Annotated in this window: 12 protein-coding genes; 10 read left to right on the forward strand and 2 right to left on the reverse strand. The window is 36.1% G+C overall.

The features are described from left to right. Nucleotides 1–181 precede the first annotated feature (181 nt). The 9 genes from CN514_RS06070 to CN514_RS06110 all read left to right on the forward strand — a co-directional run bounded on the left by CN514_RS06070 (nucleotide 182) and on the right by CN514_RS06110 (nucleotide 12951). The gene (locus CN514_RS06070) at nucleotides 182–3385 is read left to right on the forward strand and encodes an Ig-like domain-containing protein (RefSeq protein WP_098231826.1); all 3204 of its coding nucleotides are present in this window, start codon (nucleotides 182–184) and stop codon (nucleotides 3383–3385) included. A 725-nt stretch (nucleotides 3386–4110) separates the two neighbouring features. Continuing rightward, nucleotides 4111–5412 (forward strand): group II intron reverse transcriptase/maturase, encoded by a 1302-nt coding sequence (gene ltrA / locus CN514_RS06080; RefSeq protein WP_098231827.1) that lies wholly within the window; start codon nucleotides 4111–4113, stop codon nucleotides 5410–5412. A gap of 213 nt (nucleotides 5413–5625) precedes the next feature. Further along, nucleotides 5626–6051 (forward strand): hypothetical protein, encoded by a 426-nt coding sequence (locus CN514_RS06085; protein ID WP_098231828.1) that lies wholly within the window; start codon nucleotides 5626–5628, stop codon nucleotides 6049–6051. Nucleotides 6052–6209: 158 nt separating this feature from the next. Beyond that, complete coding sequence (locus tag CN514_RS06090) at nucleotides 6210–6767, forward strand: hypothetical protein (RefSeq protein WP_098231829.1); 558 nt, start codon at nucleotides 6210–6212, stop codon at nucleotides 6765–6767. 114 nt (nucleotides 6768–6881) lie between these two features. Continuing rightward, the gene (locus CN514_RS06095) at nucleotides 6882–7157 is read left to right on the forward strand and encodes a colicin immunity domain-containing protein (protein WP_098231830.1); all 276 of its coding nucleotides are present in this window, start codon (nucleotides 6882–6884) and stop codon (nucleotides 7155–7157) included. A 235-nt stretch (nucleotides 7158–7392) separates the two neighbouring features. Beyond that, nucleotides 7393–7521: a hypothetical protein gene (locus CN514_RS26385; protein WP_286141582.1), complete on the forward strand. Its 129-nt coding sequence runs from the start codon at nucleotides 7393–7395 to the stop codon at nucleotides 7519–7521. A gap of 697 nt (nucleotides 7522–8218) precedes the next feature. Continuing rightward, complete coding sequence (locus CN514_RS06100; RefSeq protein ID WP_098231831.1) at nucleotides 8219–12361, forward strand: S8 family serine peptidase; 4143 nt, start codon at nucleotides 8219–8221, stop codon at nucleotides 12359–12361. 100 nt (nucleotides 12362–12461) lie between these two features. Continuing rightward, on the forward strand, nucleotides 12462–12647 hold the full coding sequence (locus CN514_RS26780) for a M23 family metallopeptidase (RefSeq protein WP_176525811.1): 186 nt from the start codon (nucleotides 12462–12464) through the stop codon (nucleotides 12645–12647). Then, complete coding sequence (locus CN514_RS06110; protein WP_098231833.1) at nucleotides 12583–12951, forward strand: spore germination protein; 369 nt, start codon at nucleotides 12583–12585, stop codon at nucleotides 12949–12951. Before CN514_RS26780 ends, CN514_RS06110 begins: the two co-directional genes overlap by 65 nt. 411 nt (nucleotides 12952–13362) lie before the next feature. On the opposite strand, the gene CN514_RS06115 is transcribed toward CN514_RS06110, so the two are convergent. Continuing rightward, nucleotides 13363–14823, reverse strand: coding sequence for a spore germination protein (locus tag CN514_RS06115; protein ID WP_098231834.1), 1461 nt, complete (start codon nucleotides 14821–14823; stop codon nucleotides 13363–13365). A gap of 212 nt (nucleotides 14824–15035) precedes the next feature. On the opposite strand from CN514_RS06115, the gene CN514_RS06120 reads away from it, so the two are divergent. Continuing rightward, nucleotides 15036–16745 (forward strand): Ig-like domain-containing protein, encoded by a 1710-nt coding sequence (locus tag CN514_RS06120; RefSeq protein ID WP_286141583.1) that lies wholly within the window; start codon nucleotides 15036–15038, stop codon nucleotides 16743–16745. 535 nt (nucleotides 16746–17280) lie between these two features. Here the strand turns inward: CN514_RS06120 and CN514_RS06125 are convergent. Then, complete coding sequence (locus tag CN514_RS06125; RefSeq protein WP_098231836.1) at nucleotides 17281–18189, reverse strand: LysR family transcriptional regulator; 909 nt, start codon at nucleotides 18187–18189, stop codon at nucleotides 17281–17283. Nucleotides 18190–18403 lie beyond the last annotated feature (214 nt).

Raw genomic sequence — 18403 nt, forward strand, 5'->3', positions numbered from 1 at the left:
TAACGCATGCGTTAGTTGAAGAAGAGAAAGTTAAATTTATGAAAGACAGCCAGATTTTTCTGGCTGTTTTCTTTTATCTCAAAAAATCAACATAATTGTTTAACGGAACCAATATTTTGAATATTTTAAAAATATAAATATTGAAGATATAATAAACTCATCATACATTAGGAGGTATTCGATGATTCAACATCGTTCACGGAAAAACCGATGGAAAAAAGCGATCTTCACCGCCATTTTCCTGCTCAGCAATACGTTTTTAAGCACTTCTTCTTTTGCTCAATCACCGATTCAGACAAAGGATGCAGTTATTCAAACGGTTCAGGACCCGACCAGTACGTTTGTCCAAGGCAGAGGGTATCAAAGTGGAAAATACGACTTGAATGCTGTACAGCCGACTGCTTACAACTGGAGGAGGCAATCTCGATTTATTGTCGGACATTCCCCTGTGTTTAAATGGGCAGCGGATATGGCGGTGGAAAATTCCTCAGGCAGTGATACTTCGTCACCTGTAATCGGGTCAGATGGGACGATTTATGTGAGGTCAGGTTCTTATATAAAAGCCATCAATCCAGATGGAACGATTAAATGGACTGTACCATTTTCTGAATACGGTTCTTCCTCTCCTGTCCTTTATTCTGATGGCAGCATCTTAGTAGGCGGAGGTTATTACGATTCATTAAATGGGACCTACCATTACGGCCTTTATGGGCTCAATACAGATGGGTCAAAAAAGTTCTTTTCCCCCACAGAGGGAAGCATTAATACCGAACCTTCCATTGATCAGAACGGAACGATTTATGTAGAAGATACCTTTGGTGCCTTGTATGCGTTCAATCCAGACGGAACGGAAAAATGGACGTATCGCACAAATGAAGGTAACAGCATTTCTTCCCCCGTGATTCGTAAAGATGGGATTATTATATTTGGAACCAACCGAGGGAAATTATATGGGGTGAATCCAGAGGGGAACTACAAATGGATGTGCGATCTTGGCCCTAGCCTCCTGTCCACGCCTGTTATTGGGGATTATGGAGATGTTTATGTCAGTGTGGATGATTCAACCAATAATGGGAAATTGTATTCCATCAACTTTGATGGAAGCATTAGATTGAAACATACCTTTTCTGAACGAATTAATCCCTCTATTCCCCTAGCGTTTGCTGAGGACGGGACCATCTTCGTTGCAGGTGTCAACACGATGTACGCTTTTTTTGAAAATTATTCATTGAAATGGTCCATCCCCCTTCACCTGGCTTCCTCTCCGATAATTGGGAATGATGGCACCATCTTTATCACATCAGGGGTTCCGTATCCTTCTGAAACCAATGGCTCCGGAGAAATGAGATTAGAAGAAATTAGTTCGAACGGAAAAGAGAAATGGTGGGTCAAACTCTTTGAGACAAGTGACCCACTTGGTTCAACACCACCCTTAGCCATGGGAGATCATGGAATGCTTTATGCCTATGACCAAGTAGCGGGGAAAATGGATGCCTATCAGACTCCTACGATGAATGCTCCGAAAGCAGAGGACATCATAGTGAAGAACAATCTAAAAGGAACACCAGATACAGTTACCGTTTCGAATCTACATGACGGTGACATGGTGAATATCTATAACGCGCGTGTCGACGGGGACCTTCTCGGAACTTCCATAGTTCCTTTCACTTTTACTTCTGCGACCGTCAGCATTCCGCAACTCGGAAAAGCAGCTGGAACGGTTTATGTCTCCGTTTCCCGCACAGGGAAATTAGAAAGTGAGCGGACAGAAAAAACCTATTTGGCTCAACCATCTGTAACCATCGCTCCTCCAGTCGTAACTCAGCCGACACAAGAAGACGATCATATTGTCGGGAGAGATGGCCCTGGACTCACCATATCGGTTTTCGCTTCAGGAAAACTAATAGGTTCTGGCATTACCGATGATTATGGATTGTTTCTGGTATACATTCCGAAACAAAAAGCGGGAACACTTTTATCCATTATCGCAACGGACGATGATGATAATCAAAGTAAGGCAACGACCATGATGGTTATAGACAACGATAATACGAAGGAAAGAGCTACACCACTTAAATTTACTACCTCTAATGATGAATTTTATCAATATGTAGCAAATGGAAATGGAAAATTTGAAAATGAAAAGGACGTTGATTATTTCCGAATTACTTTAGATGCTGCTGGAATGATTGAAACTGACATATCTCAATTAAAAGATGCTGAGATTGTGATTGATCTATATAATGATATGGATGAGTTATTAGAGAGCTTAGTAACGGATCGTGGCAATCAAGTTATTCCTTTGCTATTTCAAGGATTACCAGCGGGAACCTACTATATTAGACTATCAATTGATAATGGTACTGTTTCAAACATTAATTATAAAATGAATGTTTTTTACCTTAAAAGTAATTTTGTAGAAAAAGAAGCAAATAATACACTGAAAACGGCTAACCCAATAACTATTGGAAAAGAATATATTGGTTTTTCTGATTTTGATACAGAAGATTATTATAAAATTGTAACAAAAGAAAATGGAAAATTAACTGTTCGAGGGAGCTATTCACCAAATGTAACTTTATACTATATACTTATAAATACTAAAGGCGAGCAAGTTGATGGATGGAAACTTGATCCAAAAGATACGGATGAAACTAAAAATTTGTTTACGGTAGGTGTGAGAGCAGGTACTTATTATTTAGTAGTAAGTCAGGATGATGACACGTATTCAAATGAATATTACGAAACTCAAGTTAATTTTAAGGCAGATCCATTCACAGAACTAGAGAATAATGAAAAAACAGGTTCTGCAACACTTGTTCTGCTTAAACGAACTTATAATGGCTTTATTTCATGGAAAAATGATATTGATACATTTAAAGTAAATGTACCTGCAAATGCAAACGTTTCTTTCTCGTTATCGCAAGCTTCATCAACTTCCTTTAAGGTTGAGGTAGTAAATTATAATAATAGACTAATTAAAACGTTCAATACAAAAACAGGAAAAAGTCCAATGATTTCATTAGGAAATCTAAACCTTGTAAAAGGTACTTATTTTATTAAAGTTAGGTATTTAAGTGGAAAATCTGATGAAGTATCATATAAATTACAGCTTCAACCAAAAATTTATTGGGGAAAAGTTGAATACAAACCTGGAATCGTTGGTAAAGTCGTGGCAGTAAGTACTTCAAAAGTTTATAAACTAAAGTCAGGCAAACTAATCTACGTAAAATCTGCTCCAAAAGGATCTGAATTTGCAGTTTACGGTAGTGATAAATATGGATATAAGTTGGGTAACGGTTACTATGTGAAGAAAAACAAAACTGTAAAATACTACACAGTTCCAAGTCAGGTAAAGAGTAATTATGCTGCTGTAAATAAATAAGTGTAAAAGATAGAGTTCAATTGTAGTTTTCATCTGTTTTAATTCTTTTTATTTGTAAATGAAGTAGTTAACTCTACTTCATTTTTTTATGACAATTCTAGAATATGTTTCTTATAGGTGGTGGCTAATTATGGTGCAAATACTTTCTTGATCAACTAACGCATGCGATTCTTCAATAGAAGATTGCTTTTTTTATTCGCGTGCCCAGCAAGCCGTTAATTGCTAACTGGTGAAAGTCCAGTCTAGGTAAGAACCAAGTCTCCTAGTAGCTAACAGGCAACTGGTGGAGAAATCCTAAGGTTGAAGCCCTGTGATAAAGTAACTTCCTTACGGAATTACGAGCAACTTTACAGGTTGTAACATAAAGTGAATCCTGCCGCCTCGTCAAAAGGAACCTCAAAAGGAACCTCAAAAGAGGACAAAGAGAAGTCGAGCCTGGGAATAAGAGGCGAAGACCATGGAAGGTGTATTGAACTTGGAACAGCACCCAAGAATCTCTCGGGGTATGGGGAATGACATGTAAAGAAAGTAATTAACGGAACTGGGGAGACCCTACTTTACCCTTAAATTTAAAGGAGCTAGAAAGCCTATAAGTGAACGCGAAATGGCAGACTGTAAAGAGGGAGTCGGAGGAGGTCATAGTACCAATTATTATCATGACAACACAACATGATATAGGAAAGGACCTCTACTTTGTTCATGTGTTTAGAAGGAGGTAAGAGTGAGTGAATGCTAGAATACTAGCTAACTACACCGATGAAAAAGCTCAAGAACTTTTGAGAATACTATATCTATGTGCCAAGGAGAAACCTAATCGTAAATTTCATGCATTATACGATAAAATCTATCGCCCTGACATTCTAAAAGAAGCTTGGAAACGTGTAAAAAGAAAGAAAGGTAGTGGAGGAATAGACGGACAAACGATTGATGAGATCGTTACAAAATATGGAGAAAGTAAATTCTTAAATGAACTGTATACACAGCTTAAAGAGAATAATTACAATCCTAATCCAGTTTTGAAGACGTATATTCCAAAAGACGATGGAAAGAAAAGACCTCTAGGGATTCCTACCATAAAAGACAGAGTGGTACAAATGGCAACAAAGATGGTCATTGAACCTATTTTTGAAGCTGATTTTCAAGATTGTTCATTTGGATTCCGTCCTAAGAGAAACGCCCATCAAGCGATGGCGAAAATAAGGAAAGCAAGCAGAAACAGTTCTTGGGTAGTCGACGTCGATATCCAAGGCTACTTTGATAACATTAATCAAGATAAACTGATGAAGCTAGTTGAACAGAAAATCAATGACCGCCGAGTTTTAAAGTTAATCCGAAAATGGTTACAAGCAGGGATAATGGAGGAAGGTAATTTGAGAAATCCCCTTACGGGCACACCGCAAGGTGGAGTAATTTCCCCATTATTAGCAAACATCTATTTGAACATATTGGATAAACTTTGGTTGAAGAAATTCCATCATCTAGGAGAGTTAATTCGTTACGCAGACGACCTAGTGATACTAACTAAAACAAAACAGCAAGCTTTAGAGAGTGCTCAAGTATTACAAGCAATCTTGAAGAAATTGGATTTAACAATTAATCGCGATAAGTCGAGGTTAGTTAATCTGTTTGATAATAAAGAGGGGTTTGATTTCCTAGGCTTCCACAACCGAAAATTTAAGATTCAAATAAAAGGTGGAAAAACCTATTACGCAATGTCGCACATTCCTAAGAAAAATGCCATGAAAAAGATGAGATCAAAGATTAAAGCATATACAGAACCGAGAAACAAATTGTATTTAAACATAAAAGAACTAATAAAAGGATTAAATAGGAGACTTCAAGGTTTTAAGAATTATTACAAAATATCCTCGAAAGCAACTAAGTGGCTAAATATAATCGACTGGTATGTGCTCGAAAGGCTCACACTTTTCTATAACAAGAAGAAGAATAACACAAATAACCATGGTAAGTTTAAGAGAATTCGAGGAGAGATTGAACATTTAATTGTGAAATTAGCAAGGAATTAACCGTAAAGCATGAGAAAGAAGAACATCGGAAAGCCGTATGAGGGAAAACTTCATGTACGGTTTGATGAGGGGGAACTGAAATTAAAAGAGATAGCGTAAGCTATCCCTTTGAAATCAGTTCTCTACTCTACAACAAAATGGCAGGATAGTTGCATAAGGAAGGAAAAGTGTAAGGGGCTCTTGAATTAAGAAATAAATACAAAAGGAGGGTTTATGAAAAAATACTTTTTAGCATTAATTCTAACATTTTGCTTATTTATGTCCGCATGTACATCAATAAATGCCAGCGATGGAACGGATCAAACGAAAACATTGTACGTTAAACAAATGAAGGTAATTAAGAATTGGGATGTAAAGGTGACTCCAAGGTTAGATCATAAAAGATGGGTTTATGATACGTCGATTACGTATTTGGGAGATGAAAACGTGCAACATTTAACCGTAATTTATTACGATAAAACAAAAGTTGACTATGAGGAAGTGAAGCCTCAAACACCTCTCGAATCCTTTGGAAGTAGTGATTACGAAAACAGCGTTTATTCTAGAAGAAATAATCATTTATCTTTTACGTTAAAATGGAGTGAAGATAACAACAAAGTTTATACGGGTGTAACTAATTTTAATGTGAAATCCAAATAAGTAGGAAAGATTAAAGTAATGTAACTAACTAACGCATGCGATACTTCGATAGAAGATCGCTTTTTTTTATTAAACATAATGGCAGGATAGTTGAACAAGACTTCTATTGAAATGACATATATAATTAAGTTGAAATTATATATTGCGGGGGATTTTGTATGCAGACATTATTTCGTATAAATTCAAGAAAAATACCATCTATTTATGATAAAAACACAATTTATAAACGCTCAGCTGTGTGTTCCGAGTGTGAGAGTTGGGAAAGTACTATTGAAAGATTAGGAGCACACTTGCCAACGTTTCAACATACCTTCGGTTTAGCTTCTACCACTGGTGGAATTATCGCCTCAAAAGAAGCAACTAATTATTTAAGAGATAGCAGTTTAAATGGATTTGTATTTGAAGAAGCACTTGTTACATTTGGTGAAAGAGAAAGTGAAAACGAGCAGTATTTTTGGATAAAACCAATTGAAAAAATTGAATTAGATGCAGAAAATGGTCCTGGTCCAGTTGTTGTTTGCGATAAATGTGGTAGAAGAATGTGGAATGAAAAAGAAGGTATTAACATTTTAAAAAGTTCTTTTTCTTCGGATTTACTTCTTGTAAATCATACATGGATAACCCTATGTTCCGAAAAGTTCATGAAGGTCGCAAAAAAAGTTCCTAACAAATGTTATATAGGATTTGAAAAATGGAGTTATACATGTAATAACTAATAACTCTTATTCAACTAACGCATGCGATAGTTCAATAAGAAACAGAGATACTATTGAATGTCTTTATTCATTTAATGCAAGGATTTTACAGTGTTAATCCTGAAAGGTGATTCTATGAACATTGATAAATATAAAAAAATAATTGAAGATTTTATAACAAGCGAAATTACTGCTGACGAATTTCAGACTCGATATTTCAAAACTTTTAAAGAGGATAACGAAAGAATGGATAAAAATTTGTTTGAAATATTAAATGGTGTATTTGAATCAGCAGATTGTTATTGGAATGAATGTAAACCAGGTAAAGAAACTGCATTTGAAATTTCAGAAGAGCAATTAAGAAAAGAAGTCACTGAGGCATTAATTAAATTGAATGAAATTGTTAAATAATTAATTTCCTTATGCAACTAATGCAAGCTTTAGTTGAAGATCTCAAACTGCTTAATTGCAGTTTTTTTATTAAAGTAATTGGCAGATTAGTTGAAAAAATCGTTGCAGAGTGACCATAAAGGTGTTCGCTATTGGTCTGCCCAAATTGCTTCATCATTTCCAGATATTCAAACTAATAGAACCGCTTTCATTATTGGTAAATGAGAAAGAGACTGATATAAGGTGGGCAGTTTATATGGCTTTAGGAGAAATTCAAGACGAATCGGTTTTTTTAATCCTAAAGAGTGCACTGCAAAATGAAAGAGAACCCGACAATTACGAATTATTAGTAGACATCATTGAAAATTATTCCTTAAGCAACTAAAGCATACGTTAGTTGTAAAACGTGAAAGGCTGTTATGCAGCCTTTTTATTTTGTCCTCCTAACACTAATTGATTTTTGAATTTCCCTTAATTGTAATCTACATTCAGAGTAAAGCAGCATTCATAGACAGTTAGTTCTATTAATCATTAATGGTGATTTTGGTACAAATGTCCTGGTTAAACTTCTATTCCTCGATACGAGTCCCTAGTACTATCTATCGATTTGATTCTATTAAAATCGCAAGAATTGATAGAATGGATTTGATTTTCCGTCTTTTCCCCAAATTTTTAAAATGTATTGCATTCATAACTTGATAATTTATTACAAAATTTCACACATCCACTTTGAAAATATGCTATTTTTCATAGGTTTTCGTGCTTTATTGACACGTATTTAAAATATTTTTTAGATGAATGTGTCAATGGAAACACATGGAAATCCCCCAATTGACGCTGTTCTAAGGAGTAAGTACAATGTGAATTGTAATAATTTTCAGACAGAAGTGAAGGGGATGTGATTTAGAAGAAATACTATTCTCGGGCAAGATGGCTCTAATGCCAAAATGAAAAATGTAGGAGGAATTTTGTTGAAATCAAAATTGTTAAAGCGCACTTTCTCAGTTCTATCGCTTTTTACGCTTATCCTACAATAATTTCGTTATTATCTTTGCAAATTCTTAGCAAGAAAGAGGGAGCCTATGAAAGAAAGAAAATATCGTTGGTCTAGCAAAACATCGAAAACTTCAACTGCCATTGTTTTATCAATGGGTTTACTTTTCCCATCCGTCCAGTTTGGGATCGGACATGTTTCGGGTGCAACTGGTAAATCAGCAGAACAAATCTTAGCATCGCTCACCCCAGAACAACAAGCGGCCTTAAACCAACTTGAGATGACAGAAAACTATGGCTTGCAGGGATTTTCAGATGAAGATCTGAAATCAGACAAAGACATTTCTGTTATCGTACAATTTAAGTCCAAGCCAGGAAAAGTAGCTGTATTAGAGGCCGCTCTGAAAGGCAAAAAATTAACCAAACAAGAAGCCGACGAACAGGTAAATCAAGAACATTCCACATTCCAAAGTGATCTGGAAAAAATCTTACCTGCTGCCACTTCTTCTTCAGAAGTCAAAAGTGAAAAACCTTCTTATAAAATCACCCGTTCCTACAAAACTACTTATAACGGGGTGGCTCTTACACTTGCTGCGAACCAAGTAGAGGCGTTGATGAAATCGGAAGTGGTCCAATCCGTAAACAAAAGTATCACCTTTACGGTAGAGCCCCCTTCCATCGCACAGGAAGAATCTAACAACGCTTCGACGCAAGCGGCTAGTGTTCCCTTTGTAGGAGTAGACAAGCTTCATGCGGAAGGAATCACAGGGAAAGGCGTAAAAGTAGGGGTCATCGATACAGGGGTCGACTACAATCATCCTGATCTAAAAGATGCCTTCAAAGGTGGCTATGACTTTGTCGATAATGACAATGATCCGATGGAAACCACCTACGCAGATTGGAAAAAGTCAGTTGACCCGGAATTCAATAGCGGAATCCCTTACTACACGGAGCATGGGACTCACGTATCTGGAATCATCGTCGGGCAAGCTAAAAACGATAGTGAAGTCTCAGTCAAAGGAGTCGCTCCGGATGCTGACCTCTATGTGTACCGTGTCCTTGGACCATATGGTAGCGGTTCTTCGGAAGACGTAATGGCAGGGATCGACCGAGCCGTTGCGGATGGCATGGATGTCATTAACATTTCCTTGGGAGCAGGAGTTAACAATCCATACTATCCAACGAGTACAGCTGTGAACTATGCGGTATTAAGTGGTGTTACTGCCGTGGTGGCTGCAGGTAACTCAGGACTTAACTCTTACACTCTCGGCTCTCCTGGAACTGCGGCACTCGCTCTCACCGTTGGAGCCAGTGATGTATCCATTTCTAATTCGTCCATGAAAGGGGCGATCGGAACACTCAGTGGGCTGGAACTGCGTAACATGGCGAAATCCTTCACTGATAACCTATCTACTCTAGAAGGAAAAAGTTTAAATCTAGTAGACGTAGGTCTTGGTGGTGACACGAATTACACGGGCAAAGATGTGAATGGCAAAATCGCTTTCGTTGCTCGAGGAACATATGCATTTACAGATAAAGTGAAGTTTGCAAAACAACATGGCGCGGCGGCTGTCTTAATGTATAACAACGTACCTGGCCAAATTCCTGCTGACTTGGGAGAAGATCAAAACTTCATTCCTACTTTCTCTCTTACTCAAGAGGATGGACTCAAGGTGAAGGAGCAACTAACTGCAGGAAATAAATCCTTCACATTCAGTAATTTAACTGTAACCAAAACACAAGGGGACACCCTAGCTGACTTCAGTTCTCGTGGACCAGCCAAAATAACCTATGACATCAAGCCAGAAGTCACCGCTCCTGGAGTCAGTGTGTTGTCTTCTGTACCCGCTTACATTGGGAACCATGACGCACCAACCGATTACAAATATGCGTATGCTCGTCTCTCAGGTACTTCCATGGCGACGCCAAACGCGACTGGTGTAGCAGCACTCTTATTACAAGCCAATCCAACGTTACAGCCTGAAGATGTAAAAACAATCATGATGAACACTGCTGATCCACTGAATGGTTCCTACAGTGTATTTGAAGTGGGAGCAGGACGCGTGGATCCTTATCAAGCAGTTCATGCGGGGATGAAGATTCAAGTACAGGATACGACCCTAGTGCCTAAGGGTGATGTAATTACTACAATCAAAGAAAAAACAGGTGGCATTGCGTTTGGCACACATTTTGCAGGTGAAGATCTTAGCGTTACCAAAAAGTTGAAATTTCAAAACCTTACTGATAAAGTAAAGAATTTCAATTTGAACGTTCAGTTCCAAGCGGTGAAAGGTAGCCTAGATGCCGTAGCCAACCAGGTACAATTGAAATTCCGTCCAACCATATCAGTGGATCCAGCTTCTACTGAAAGTCTACATGTTACCATCGAAGTACCTAAAGCTGCTGCCGAAGGAATTTACGAAGGTTACCTCTTAGTGACCAACCAAGTGGATCAAACCGAGCAATATCGGATTCCATTTAGTGTTCGTACAGCGGAAGACAACTTCAGAACACTGGATATCGGAGATAGTAATATCATTTCTCCAGCCTACTATCGTTATGATTACTATGGCAAATATAATAATAAACATTCTTCGGTAAATGCGCTAATGAACTTGAAAACACCGATGAAAACCATGGACACAATCTTAGTAGACCGGAAATCGGGGCAAGAGCTTGGTTTCGTTGGGCGACTCAATCTGGTTGGAAAAGACATCGATACAAACTATTTACTACTTATGTTTAATGGAAACTACTATCCGTTTACAGCCGATGGAATCTCCTCTGAAACAGTACAAGCAAAACCGGGGCAATACCAACTGAAAACGATTACGACTACTGAGGGTGGCAAAGTTCTTACCAAATCCTTCGATGTATTAATAGATATTGATCTACCTACTTTTACAACCTCATTGGATCAAGAGTCTCCGATCCTTGAGTACAAACCAGGTCAAACTACTTATCCATTTGAAGTGCAAATCAATGACAAAGAAATTGAAGCGGCAAAACAAGCAGGGATGGCAGTCGACCAATCCAAAAACTCGCTCGTATGGTCCCGGAACAGTCCATCATCCAGCACTGTCCGTATGGACACAGCCGGAAAATGGAAAGCAGAAATACTGATGGATGAAAAAATTCCGGCCCTAAGCGTTAAGATGGATGGAATTGATGGAGCTGGGAACATAGGTGGAAGTAAAGCCTACTACTTTGTTAAAGATGGTACTCCATTTGCTTATGGAACCAGTAAACAAAAATCGATCGCATTAGGGGAAACGATTACCACTACCCTCACACTGGACAATGTACAAAAATTAAAGTCAGCCACTTGGAATTTGTTAGACTATAGTGGTTATGTTCCTAAATTTGGCACTCAACTAGAAGTGGTTGAGGCAAAACCTAATGCAGCATTAAGTGAGTTTGGTAAAGGAACAGTAACCGTAACCTATACGAATGGAAAACCATCGATCAAACTAGACGTAGCGTCTACGAAAGAAGTTTCTGGCAAAATTCCTGCTGTAGACATAACTATTAAGGTGAAAGATACTGCTTACACTACAGTAGCAGGATTTAATGCAAATGTATCTTATGTGAATGAAACGGGCACATCAACCAATCTCTTCTTTGCACCATTTTCTTGGAACGTCACACCAACGTTCTCTGAAGCATTTGGCTATCTTACAGCAGAAGGTTTTAGAAAGTATGCATCTGGTCAAGTTATAGTCTGGAATAAAAAAGATTGGGTTCAAGCTGGGGCTAAAGTAACCCTTACTGATGCTATGGGTAAAGTCTACGATGCAACTATAAATAGCAAACTCAACCCAGAGTTCCTTGCGACAAAGCTTCCGTTAACCGAACAACCATTTACCAAAGAATTATACCTACCCGGGCACTTTATTACGAAACAAAAAAATCAAAGAGTTGGCTTCTTACGCAACGGTGTGTGGTATGGGCAATATATGTACATTGAGAACAAAGAAGCAGTAGCAGGTGATGTAAACCAAGACCAAGTAATCGACATATACGATGCACTGGCGATTCAAAAAGCTTGGGGCACAAATCAACGCGAAGCAGATATTAACTTTGATGGTATAGTTAATGCAACAGACATCGGATTTGTCATTACCAACTACTTAAAAGTAAATCCAGATGTAGAAAACACGCCAAAACCTGCAGATAATGTGAAGAGTAAAAGATTAGATGATATTTTAAGAGAACTTGGAGTTTCACCTTAATTCATTTTGCTTTGGGAGTCCTGATCAGATCAGGACTCTTTTTTTTATCATTTTAGCTCTTACTCCCATCACCTCAATTACGGATGGAACCGTCGAGATTGTGAAAGACGAAGGTAAGGTTTCGTTTGGAAAATCTGTTCGCATTCGTACCGATGACGGCAGACTTTTAATCTATACTCACCTAAATAAATTTCACGTTAAAGTGGGGGATAAGGTGAAGTTTGGCGACAAAATTGCCGAATCGGGAACATCGGGGCATAGCACAGGTCCGCATCTCCACCCTTAGCCTTATTATTGTAGGGATTACTTATCTATCAAGCTTACTTTTTCAAACAGGTGGTATGATAGGTTCTGCTTTTATATTGCGTTATTTATTTTTGATTATAGGAAACTTTTTAGGGTTATCAGCGATGGGGATAGGTCTCATCGTGTTGATTATTTACATGGCTCAGTTACGATCAGTTGGCGTTCCATTCTTAGCACCAATGATTCCATTTAGCCCACAAGAGTTCAAGGATGTATTGTATCGTGGAAATTTAAAGAAACTAATAAACAGTGAGCACAAATATCTGCATAATGATAAAGAGTAATACTTAGTAACCTATTTAATATTGCTTATAAAAATGGATTTTTTATTTTAGAAGATCTTTTTAAATGTTTATAGAACTACAGTTTGTTACTCAGAATTTAGTAATCTATTTTGATGATAAAAGTAAAAAGTAACCACCCAACGCTAGAACTAACTTTAACTGTATCTTCATAATCAAATTTAACTAAATTTCCCTTCCCTTTAATACATGTTCTTATTAAACCAAACTATTAGTTAGCACAATAAAGGGCTGCTTCGGTAGTATTTTTCATTTTTTTCTGGTAGGTTGAACTTTCATTGGAGAGGTCGGTATGAAAAAATCTCCTTATAGAAGACAGTACAATTTCTTTATACTGTCTACTATAAGGAGATATTAAAAATTGTGTTGATTTTTTCATTGCGTTAATATGTATTACTCTTTATCATTATGTGGATATTTGTGCGGACTGTTAGTCAATTTCTTTAAATTTCCGCGATAAAATACATCTTTAAATTCATGAGGTCGAAAAGGAATAATTGGTGCTAAATATGGAACACTTACTGATTGTAATTTAGCCATATAAATGATTAATAGGGCAAAAACAATTCCCATTCCTGTAAAACCAAAGAAATTTCCGACTAATAAAAATATGAGCCTTAATGGATTTACAGCTGATAAAAGTCCATTTATTGAGACAAGGTAATTTGCAAGAATTGTTAGGCCCACAACCACTAAACTTATGGGGTGTATCAATTTTGCATTTACAGCTGTTTCGCTTAGTACAATTGCGCCAACGAGGGCAACTGTTACAACGATTTCTTTTGGAACTCTAACAGAAGCGATCTGAACCATTTGTAAGATTACTAAAAAGATTAGGACTTCTAAAATTGCTGGTGGGAGTGAATTTAAATCAGTGAAAAGTTTCTTTTCAAATTTTTTAGGAAAAAAATCCTGATGAAATTCTTCAATAGCTAAATACAATCCTGGTAAAAAAATCGTAAAACAAAATGCAAGAAATGTAATGATACGATTTGTGTAACGTCCTGATTTCATATAATAATCATCTGGTGATTGAAAATATTGAATAAAAACTGAGGGAACGACCATTGCGTTTGGAGTACCGTTAACCAAGATGGCAATTCGTCCTTCATATAAACCAGAAGCCACAACGTCTGGTCTTTCAGTGTTTAAAGTTAAAGGGAAAATCGTTTTCCTCCTGCCTTCAATGGCATCTTCTACCATTCTAGCTTCGAGGACATAGTCTATTTCAAGAGAAGATAAGCGTTTTTTTGTTTCATCTAACACGCTTTGATCAACTTTTCCTTTGATATAGGTAATTGCAATATCTGACTTTGAAAAAGTACCTACTTGTATGACTTCAATACATAAATAGGGTGTTTGTACCATATTTCTAATCAAATTTATGTTTACTTTCATCTGTTCATTGAATCCGTGCATAGGACCAACAGCAGTCCTTTGTACAAGCGATTGTTCGACAGTTCGTTGTTTCCATTCAGTGGTTTCTGCGAGAATACCGCATTCAAATCCTTCGAATAAGATAAGCGTTTTCCCCTTTAATATGCCTAGTGCACATAATTCGAATGATGTTTCGATTTCGACTAAACTCGTACGAATATGACGATATGATAAATCTTCGATAAATGTTTCCTTTTTAATGTCTGAGATTTCATTTAATGCTAAGAGTGGTGTGATAATGCATTCTTGAACAAAGTCAGTATTCACGATGCCATCGATAAAAAGAAGGCTGCCTGTGTAATGACCTAGTTTTATCGTTCGAGTAACCAAGTCTGATGAACGATGTAAATGTTCACGTAGGATCGTCAAATTTTTGTCTACACTCATTGTTAAATTAGTTGGATTGTGATTGATCATTAGTATTTTTCCCTCAACTTATCTAAAACAGACTTTTGCAATAGTGTTAGTTTGTTAATGTTTGTGTGTTTTTATGTATTTACTTAGATTTTCGTCGTATGCACAATAATAGCTCTTATTATATGCTTACAACAATGTAAGTTTCGAGATAAAGGGAATGAATTGGAATGAATAGTTGAAGAAAAAAGATATTCTGATAGATTTGCTACTAAATCAGCCGGGGAGGAACAACAGAGGCAAATGCAACGATTCTTGTGAAAGCCCAAGATAAAGTAATTGCAACAGGTATTGCAAATTCAGAAGGAAAATATGCAATTCAAATTAGTTCACAGACAGCAGGAACAACGTTACATGTAACTGCTCAAGATTCAAATGGAAATGAAAGTGGCATTTCATCAATAGTAGTATTAGATCGTACAGCACCAAACGCCCCAAAAATAGACGTGATTGATGATAATGATACGGCCATTTCAGGAACAGCAGAGCCAAATGCAACGATTCTTGTGAAAGCTCAAGATAAAGTAATTGCAACAGGAAAAGCGAATTCAGAAGGAAAATATGTCCTTCCAATTAGCCCACAAAAAGCTGGAACGGAATTACAAGTAACTGCACAAGATGCTGATGGAAATCAAAGTGATATTTCATCGATTACAATTTTAGATCGTACAGCTCCGAATGTATTAGTCGTTAATTCAATCGATGATAATGATACTGCATTTACCGGTATATCGGAGGCAAATGCAACAATTCTTATTAAAGTTCAAGGTATATTAATTGGAACAGGTAAAGCAAATTCAGAAGGTAAATTTGTCGTTCATATTAGTCCGCAAAAAGCAGGAACAGTATTACAAGTAACTGCACAAGATGCTGATGGAAATCAACTAAATGTATCGATAACAGTAGTTGATGGTACAGCACCGACTGCACCAAAAATCGATGCAATCGATGATAACGATACAAAAATAACTGGTACAGTAGAAGCAAATGCAACAATATTAATTAAGGTTCAAGATAAAGTAATTGCAACAGGGAAAGCTGATGCACAAGGGAAATATGCGGTTGTCATTAGTCCACAAAAAGCAAGAACAGTATTACAGGTAATTGCACAAGATTCTAGTGGATTTCAAAGTGTAACTACATCGATTATCGTATTAGATCGAACAGCACCAAATGTACCAAAAATTAACGTAATTGATGACAATGATAAGACAATTTCAGGGACAGCAGAGGCAAATGCAACGATTCTTATTAAAGTTCAAGATAAGTTAATTGCATCAGGAAAAGCGAATTCAGATGGAAAATACGTAGTACAAATTAGTCCACAAAGAGCAGGAACAACATTACGTGTAACTGCACAAGATTCAGATGGAAATCAAAGTGGAATTACAACAATTGTAGTAATAGATAAAACAGCTCCAACTGCACCGAAGATTAACGTGATCGATGACAATGATACTTATGTAACAGGTATAGCAGAAGCAAATGCATCTATTAAAATTATTGTTCAGAATAAAGTAATTGCAACTGGAAAAGCGGATACTAAAGGTATCTATCGTATTAAAGTAAGCAAACAAAAAGCAGGAACAGCTCTAACAGTCGTTGCCATTGATCAAGCAGGAAATCAAAGTGTTGCATCTAAAACAACCGTGTTAGATCGAACAGCACCAACTGCACCAGTTATCTCACGTTTGGTTGCAAATACGAAAAATGAAATAACGATTGAAGGTAAAGCTGAAGCATATACAAGTATTATTGTGTCAGTTGGGAATAAAATTGTTGGAAAAGTAAGTGTAACAAGCAAAGGTACATTTGGATTGAAATTACCAAAACAAGCCAGGGGTACACTTACTCTTACTATTTACGCAGTAGATAAAGCTGGAAATAAAAGTAGTTCAGTTAAACGTACTATAAAACTTAAGTAGAAATTAGAATCAACAAATGTTATAGGCTAAAAAAAAGAAAAAGTCAAAAAATGCCACGAATTATTCGTGGCATTTTGACTGTCTCTATTCAATTAATTTCTTAAATAATAAAGTTCATAAGAGCTATTAAGCATAAGCAGTAATTACTTCAAATAACCTCATCTGTTATTAGTCAGCCTATTTCACAATTAGAAAGGGAACTTTCAAAATATCAGGAGTTAAAAGTTGAAATCAATTCTCAAAAAATCGTAAAGGAAGCTAATTTAAAATTATCGTATTCTGCAGTTGCCTCTGACCTGATTTTTAATTCATTAATTAAATATAAGGATGATTATCCTCACGTCGATACGCTCGTTCAAGAAAAAGAACCATTAGAAGTTCTTTTAAATATAAAAAAATCACAAACGTTAGAAAGTATTAAGAGTACACTAGGAATTCAATAATGCTAAAAAAGAGCAGCTACGAAATTTGTAGTTGCTCTTTTTATTAAATAAAGATCGAAAATGTATATTTTTAGTAATCTATTTCCGAAATCTTAATTTATATAATATTGTAATTCAGATTTAATAAACCGGATTAAGTGTTCTTCCATTTTTGTAAGAGTTCTATTTTTCATTTGGATAATGCCAAGCGATACATTTATGGGTTCATAGTTGATAATATCTATTTCAACTATTTTGCCTTCTATAACATAAGGATTACCTTTAGTAGCAAAATCTGGGGCAAACCCAATCGCTAATCCATTTGAGATTAAACGTGATAGTTCTTCTGTTTGATTTGTTGACAATAAGATGTTCAATTTTCCAAAGGTACTTTGAAAATTATTAATAAACCATTTTATATAATCACCATTATATGAGACTATGTTTTGCTGAATAATTTCCTCTGGGGTTATTTTTTTCTTTTTTGCAAAAGGTGAATCACTACTTACATATACCTTTAATGTTCCCTCAATGATACTTGCGAAATTTAAATGCTCAAGATTTTTTAATATATCTTCATAGATACAGATAAGGCCGATTTCAGCTTTATTTTGTTGGACTGATTCAACTGTCAGTTCAGTTGTATTTTCTAAAATCTCTATCGTTAAATTTGAATATAAATTCTTAAATTCCATTAATGGTTTCAATAAATAACTAATTAAAGCAGGTATGGTTGATACTCTGAGATTTCCAGAATGTATATCTAAAATTTGTCTCGCCTCTTCAATCATTTCTTCATATTTTAACAAAACTTCATTTGCCTTTTTTACAATTAAAGTTCCCTCATATGTTTGAATAACCCCGTAACGAGTGCGGTCGAAAATTTTAATACCTAATTCATCTTCTATTTTTTTTATATCCTGACTAATACCAGATTGGCTTATATGAAGATTCTGACCAGCGATCGAAAAAGAACCCGTTTTAGCAACTTCAGAAAGTATTTTTAGTTTTTGTATATGCATTGGATGACCACCTTAAGTAGTTAGATTATTATTTTAGAAATTCGTTTAGAGAAAAATAAAGTCCTCTAATTTTAGATATAAGTAATTTTGAAACAGGTATTACAAACCTTAATTTTACTAAGTATTTATTAAGTTGTACAATTAATTCAGATAATTCTTAATATTTAAATTGAAATAAGATTCTGAAAAAACTTTTGTGTTATTTTCTATTTTA

It is taken from the genome of Bacillus sp. AFS001701, assembly GCF_002559405.1.
In the GTDB taxonomy this organism is placed as follows: domain Bacteria; phylum Bacillota; class Bacilli; order Bacillales; family Bacillaceae_G; genus Gottfriedia.

Excerpts from the sequence above, each read along its gene's own strand:
- CN514_RS06100 (WP_098231831.1), top strand. The coding sequence starts at position 8,219 with ATGAAAGAAAGAAAATATCGTTGGTCTAGCAAAACATCGAAAACTTCA.
- CN514_RS06070 (WP_098231826.1), top strand. The coding sequence starts at position 182 with ATGATTCAACATCGTTCACGGAAAAACCGATGGAAAAAAGCGATCTTC.
- CN514_RS06125 (WP_098231836.1), bottom strand. The coding sequence starts at position 18,189 with ATGCATATACAAAAACTAAAAATACTTTCTGAAGTTGCTAAAACGGGT.
- CN514_RS06115 (WP_098231834.1), bottom strand. The coding sequence starts at position 14,823 with ATGATCAATCACAATCCAACTAATTTAACAATGAGTGTAGACAAAAAT.
- CN514_RS26385 (WP_286141582.1), top strand. The coding sequence starts at position 7,393 with ATGGCTTTAGGAGAAATTCAAGACGAATCGGTTTTTTTAATCCTAAAG.
- CN514_RS06085 (WP_098231828.1), top strand. The coding sequence starts at position 5,626 with ATGAAAAAATACTTTTTAGCATTAATTCTAACATTTTGCTTATTTATG.
- CN514_RS06090 (WP_098231829.1), top strand. The coding sequence starts at position 6,210 with ATGCAGACATTATTTCGTATAAATTCAAGAAAAATACCATCTATTTAT.
- CN514_RS06095 (WP_098231830.1), top strand. The coding sequence starts at position 6,882 with ATGAACATTGATAAATATAAAAAAATAATTGAAGATTTTATAACAAGC.